This is a genomic window from Thermoactinomyces sp. DSM 45891, assembly GCF_900119485.1.
Taxonomy (GTDB): domain Bacteria; phylum Bacillota; class Bacilli; order Thermoactinomycetales; family Thermoactinomycetaceae; genus Baia.
Window position 1 is genome coordinate 1 of sequence record NZ_FPJZ01000038.1, and the last position, 4150, is coordinate 4150.

The 4150-nt window shown below is 37.6% G+C and carries 5 protein-coding genes; 1 reads left to right on the forward strand and 4 read right to left on the reverse strand.

The genetic code is table 11. The features are described from left to right. A partial coding sequence (locus BT147_RS14760; RefSeq protein ID WP_286119541.1) for an XkdF-like putative serine protease domain-containing protein occupies window positions 1-728 on the reverse strand: 728 nt, incomplete at its 3' end. 135 nt (window positions 729-863) lie between these two features. Between BT147_RS14760 and BT147_RS14765 the strand changes: the two genes are divergently transcribed. Next, complete coding sequence (locus BT147_RS14765) at window positions 864-1319, forward strand: hypothetical protein (protein ID WP_143188033.1); 456 nt, start codon at window positions 864-866, stop codon at window positions 1317-1319. A 998-nt stretch (window positions 1320-2317) separates the two neighbouring features. On the opposite strand, the gene BT147_RS14770 is transcribed toward BT147_RS14765, so the two are convergent. The 3 genes from BT147_RS14770 to BT147_RS15775 all read right to left on the reverse strand — a co-directional run. Next, window positions 2318-2818 (reverse strand): hypothetical protein, encoded by a 501-nt coding sequence (locus BT147_RS14770; RefSeq protein WP_072337063.1) that lies wholly within the window; start codon window positions 2816-2818, stop codon window positions 2318-2320. A 157-nt stretch (window positions 2819-2975) separates the two neighbouring features. After that, entirely contained in the window at window positions 2976-3821 is an 846-nt protein-coding gene (locus BT147_RS14775; protein WP_072337065.1) for a phage head morphogenesis protein, read from the reverse strand. Beyond that, window positions 3818-4150, reverse strand: a 333-nt coding sequence (locus BT147_RS15775) for a phage portal family protein (protein ID WP_218159123.1), incomplete at its 5' end; no start/stop codon positions are given. The genes BT147_RS14775 and BT147_RS15775, both read right to left, overlap by 4 nt.

A 4150-nucleotide genomic window follows, 5' to 3' on the forward strand; every position in this document is an offset into this window, starting at 1 on the left:
TGATCTGTCACTTCAACGGGACTATCTTCCCTTTCCTCTTTGATAGACGGCCTAATCTCTTCCACAGCCTCATGTATAGCCTTTTTAACCGTCTCCTCCACGAAAGATTGTATTTCTTCTTTATCCATCTGCTCTCCTCCATTTGATTCTTCCACATTCTTATGACTTGATATCAATTGTTTTAACTTGGCAAACAAGCCATCTGGTGTGTCTTCTTTTTCCTTTGACTTAACCACTAAGAACTTGGCTTTAGGTACACAAGGCTCGTCCACAAGTGAAACAGCGTTAACGATCCAATCCTCTCCGAGATCCCTGAGGGTGATTCGTTTTAACTCCGCTTTCATGTCAATATTTGATTGATTCTTAATGACAGCCTGCGGAATTCCCATAATAGAAAATCCTGTTAGTTTTCCTTTTTTTACATTTGACCAGGCTGAATCATCTGTCACACGAACACCTAGCATCCATGACCCCTCTGGTACTGTAATCTCTCCAAAATTGAGATCCATAGGAGCTATATATGATTCTACGAGACTCCCGACATTGTTAAGACTATGCTGTAGGTCAATATTGGCATATTTCTCTACGAAGCAGTGAGCAACTTCCTCTATTTTTTCTTTGCTTATTTTGTCCCCATCGTGGTCAATCTCATCGGGTATGAGTACTGGACCATATACAATTCGTTTCTCAGGATTTTTATATATCATCGGGGCTATTAATTCCGCCAAACAACTTCACTTCCTTTTAAATAAATGTTATGTTCTTTCTAAAATAAACAATAGGAGTATCTAATGCCCAATCTATCGACTAAACACGACTTCTTCAAGGATCTATACTATCGCGAATTAGAAAGACGAGATAAATTGGAACAAAAACTCCAGTTCCCTATAGGGGTTTTAATTATCCTAACTGGTGGTCTATTCTTTCTTGTCAAAGATGTAAAAATCAATATCTTTAATTTCCAATCTCTTTTTCTTTATGCATTATTTTACTTTTTTATAATCATATTCTTTACAACTATACTTAGGTGTTCTGTACATTTCACTGAATTTGCAACCCCACCAGAGTATTTATTGATTCCTAAAGCTGGAGATTTGACTGATTTGTATAAGGGAGAAATTGGTTCCGAAAGCGTTGACAAATTTGTTGAGAAAAATCTTACCGATCATTATATTAAGTGTGCTCATAGAAATTGTGAAATTAACAATGATCGATCTAATTCATATGCTCGAGGAATGAATTTTTTAAGTCAATCTGTAGGCGGCGGTTTACTCGCTCTAATCCCATATATTGTTCTAAAAGGAGTGGGTCTTGCTTAAAACACCTTAGGTAATAACGATATCGGAAAACCCCTCGGTTCTAGTTCCAATTCAGTGAACGTATCTTAATAATGCATTGTTCTTTAAATGCAAAGTAACCTCCTTCGAGAAAGAAAGGAGGGCATGTTCATGATAAACATAAAAATCACGATTGTTATAAAGAGATAATTCATTTTTTAGAGGGTGATTATACCAGTAATCACCCTCTTTCCATGTCCACATGCGACAAAAAGGAACGCGTTACTCCTTTTTGTTCCTCTTAGGCACATTCTATGAGGGCATCTTTATTTTTATGTTATAACAAAACTGTCCTAAATAAATGCACAAACCCGTCTTAAAATTGATGTTCTATCTAATTTATATTTCTCTCTATACATACGGTTTATTGATACAACATATAGTTTTCGTAGACACAAAAAACACCACCTTGAGACTTGAAAGGGGGTGTATACTCATGACTCACTTCTGGTTTCGAATCAAAGTAATAATCATTATTCACAGGTAAAACATTTTAACATTGAGTTGAGGGTGATTATGTGGGTAATCACTCTCTTTTTCTTGCCTTAATGACAAGTTCACACAGTTATTTTTGTCTTTTTGACAAACTCCATTATGGTAACACTATATGAGTATAGATAGTGTACTATGTACACTATCTATACGAAATTTCGTAATCCAATGTAACATATAGAATAACTCTAGTTCTAATTGAATATCTTTTAATTGCAACATGAGAACCCCCTTTGAGAGGAATTTTCTCGAAAGGAGGTAGATCAAATGATCAATATTCGAATCACTATCAAAATTACAGTCAAAAAATAGCTGAATATCCTTAATGCAGGAGTGATTATGACGGTAATCACTCTCTTTTTATTTGTTACAAATGTATACAATTGTAACTTCCCTATACTATATGATCTATTTCCCTGGATATATCCAATAATTACTACAAATTATTGGATATCAAATGATACTTAAGAGCGATAAGCCAAATTCTATTATTGACTTGCTTTAACTTCAAATTTCGCCTCGTGATACTCAATCACTTCACCTTTTTTCGGATCATTATCTGCAAACTGAACAGCTGTAACAGTGTACTGGTTAGGCTTTAATAACTCGCCCTCTAATGGCAAAGATCCTTGCATCATTTCGCCAGCCTGTGTTGTCTCTTGGAATTTCTTATTAACATAAAGAAAGACTTCCTTATCCCCTTGAAAATTCTCTAGCGTATACCCAACCTGAATAAGTATATCGTCTTTGTCTGAAAACAGTACAGGAGTTTGCCCTTTAGCAGAGTCACCACTTGCGGTTTGAACACTTATTTTCCCTTTCCCTTTTTCTGTGGAATTCGGAAAAGCATATTTGCTCTCTTCCTTCGGCTTTTCTGCAACTTTTCCCTCAGCTCTAGGCGTATCTACTTTAGTTGCCTCCTTAGTTCCACAAGCCACCCCAATTAAAGCTACAGATAGTGCAAGAAATAAGACTAGAATCCGTTTCATTTGTTTATTCTCCTTTTACATAATGCCAACAATTTTTAGTTTCTTCACTATTTTACTATGTCTCTAATCATTAGGGTATCAATAATAAACTTACTCTTTCTGGATAAATAATCCTAAATAAACCATCGAATTACTCATAGAACCAGCTTCCCTCCTATTACAAATCACCCACAATCACTTCACCACGCTTAGGCAAATACGGTCGAATCCGACACCGACAATGAATCCATTCCCTCGGTTCACCAAACCGATCACCCGGGAAAAATAGCCCATTTGAAAATCGCTCATACAATCCCACCACTTCCCCATGCATCATCACATGATTGGCTTTATCTTTCGGCTTATTCCCCCTCACTCTTCGATCTCTAGCGGTAATCCATTGTTTATATCTGACCCCAAACTCGCTTAACGTTTCGAAAATCCCCTCATTCTGAGCAGAGTTAATCTCCGTTCGAGCGATCCGCTTTAGACGGTATTCCTTGATCTGATCAAACTCCCTTTGTAGCTCCTTAGACGCTTCCTCTATCCCCAGTCCCTTTTTATACGACTGAGCCAAGTTTCCTGAGAAATCGCCTATAATTCGCTCTGACGTAGCCCGACTGAAGGTATATGACTGATCTTGTAACCTCCCATATGTCCAGCTATCAAAGTCCGAATAGGAATAAGAAATTCCGTTCTCTTTCAAATCGTCAAAAGCGATTATTCGCCCCCGTTTTGCACTATCCGTCACATTATTAGCTACAACCTTTGGTAAGTCGTCTTTGAGGTGTTTGAGAAACTCCTCAACAAACAACAGTCGTCTAACTGGATCTTGTGGAATATATCCCATTGAGACAAGTTGAGAGATCATGCGATTCTCGACTCTTACAAATAGCTTCCAAAGCTGATATTCGAGCTTCTTCTCGGCTTCCAATAAGTCCTTATCCACCTGTTTGAAAGCAGGTAGACAACCACATTCTGAAAGGAAAGAAGTAACCTCTTCTAACATCTTTTCTGCCCTCATTTGGTTACCACCTCTAGAAGTCGCTCATGAAGTGATTTGATAGACTTGAGTAATTCATCTGGAGAATGAGTAGGAGGCTTCCAGTTTTTCAACTGGTCAATCGGAACTCCGTTAATGTAGGGTGAATCCATCAAAGGATGATCCATTCTCACTTCCCCTATGAGTTCTCTCACCTTGTTAGGGGTAATCGCCCCCATATTGAACTGTCTAGAAAAAACCTCTGTCTGCCTTATTTCATCTCGGTTATCAATTTCATTGAATTTGAAAGTCCAATCACTAACTCCAAAAGCATTGAGTATATGTTTATTTAGCCGGGCCTCTACCATTTC

Excerpts from the sequence above, each read along its gene's own strand:
- BT147_RS14770 (WP_072337063.1), bottom strand. The coding sequence starts at position 2,818 with ATGAAACGGATTCTAGTCTTATTTCTTGCACTATCTGTAGCTTTAATT.
- BT147_RS14775 (WP_072337065.1), bottom strand. The coding sequence starts at position 3,821 with ATGAGGGCAGAAAAGATGTTAGAAGAGGTTACTTCTTTCCTTTCAGAA.